The sequence below is a fragment of the Streptomyces sp. NPDC002573 genome (genome assembly GCF_042889625.1).
Classification (GTDB): Bacteria; Actinomycetota; Actinomycetes; order Streptomycetales; family Streptomycetaceae; genus Streptomyces; species Streptomyces gibsoniae.
Genome location: NZ_JBIARC010000268.1, coordinates 1 through 1408 on the forward strand (window position 1 = coordinate 1; position 1408 = coordinate 1408).

Below are 1408 nucleotides of genomic sequence, written 5' to 3' on the forward strand. Positions count from 1 at the left end.
CCTTCTGGTGGTGCAGCCGATCATTGGGTGGGCGTGTTCGGGGTGTTGGGTAGTGCGGGGGCGCTTTCGGGGAGCTTGGCGGGGTAGATCTGGTCCATGCTGCCCTCGGGGAGGTAGCGGCGGGGGAAGGCGATCCACTCGTCGTGGAGTTCGAAAAGCACGGCGGTGACCAGCCGCAGAAGTGCGTCGTCGTTGGGGAAGACCTGGACGACGTCGGTGCGGCGCTTGACCTCGCGGTTGATCCGCTCCAGCGGGTTCGTCGATTGGATCTTCTTCCAATGTCGCTCCGGGAAGACTGCGAAGGCGGTCAGGTCGTCCTTCGCCTCCAGCAGCATCGCTTTGACCTTCGGGAACTGTGTGCCGAGCATGTCGGCGACGGTGTCGAGTTGGGTGCCGACCGCGTCGGCGGTGGGCTGGGCGAAGATCGTGCGAATCGTCGCCGCGACCATCTCTGCCGCATCCTTGTTGATCACGCCGAACACGTTGCGCAGGAAGTGGACACGACACCGCTGGTAGGCGGCCGCGAGCATGACCTTGCGGATGGCTTTGACCAAGCCGCTGTGGTGGTCGCCGATCACGAGCCGAACCCCGGCCAGTCCGCGTTCGCGCAGGTGACGCAGGAACTGGGTCCAGAACACCTCGGTCTCGCTGTCGCCGACCATCACCCCCAGCACCTCGCGGCCGCCGTCCTCGGTGATTCCCGTGGCGATGACCACGGCGCGGGACACGATCTGGTGCGCGACCCTCGCCTTGCAGTAGGTCGCGTCCAGATACACATACGGGAAGCGGATGTGGTCCAGGGGACGGGTGCGGAACGCGGTCAGCTGACCGTCCAGGTCCTGGCAGATCCGCGAGACCTCGCTCTTGGAGATCCCGCTGTCCGCGCCGAGGGCCTTGACCAGGTCGTCGACCGAGCGGGTGGACACGCCGTGGACGTAGGCTTCCATGATCACTGCGTACAGGGCCTGGTCGATCCGGCGCCGCCGCTCCAGCAGTACGGGGAAGAAGCTCCCCGATCGCAGTTTGGGGATCGCCAGGTCCAGGTCGCCGGCCTGGGTGGTCAGCGTCTTGTCCCTGTGGCCACTGCGATAGGCGGTGCGTGTGTCGGTGTGTTCGTTCCACTCCGCGCCGATCTTCGCGGTGGCTTCGGCCTCGATGAGTTCCTGGAGCATCCTCTCGGCCACGGACCGGACGAGTTCGAGTCCGTCCGCTGAGCGTAGTGACTCCAGCAGTCGGAGTAGGTCATACTGGGACAGGGCCACCCTGCACCTCCCGCGTTGAACTGGCAGTTCACTTGGGAGAGTTGCACGGTGGCCCGCTCCACAGGCAGGGAGCGCAACCCGCGTGAGCACACGTCCCGGCGCACGCCCTCACAGTGATCGGCTGCACCAACCAGCGGGACACCATC

At 65.9% G+C, this 1408-nt stretch carries 1 protein-coding gene; it reads right to left on the minus strand.

Going from position 1 to position 1408, the window contains the following annotated elements; translation table 11 throughout:
* Positions 1-20: 20 nt before the first annotated feature.
* Positions 21-1262: an IS256 family transposase gene (locus ACFYX0_RS47850; protein ID WP_388982158.1), complete on the minus strand. Its 1242-nt coding sequence runs from the start codon at positions 1260-1262 to the stop codon at positions 21-23.
* Between the last annotated feature and the right edge of the window lie 146 nt (positions 1263-1408).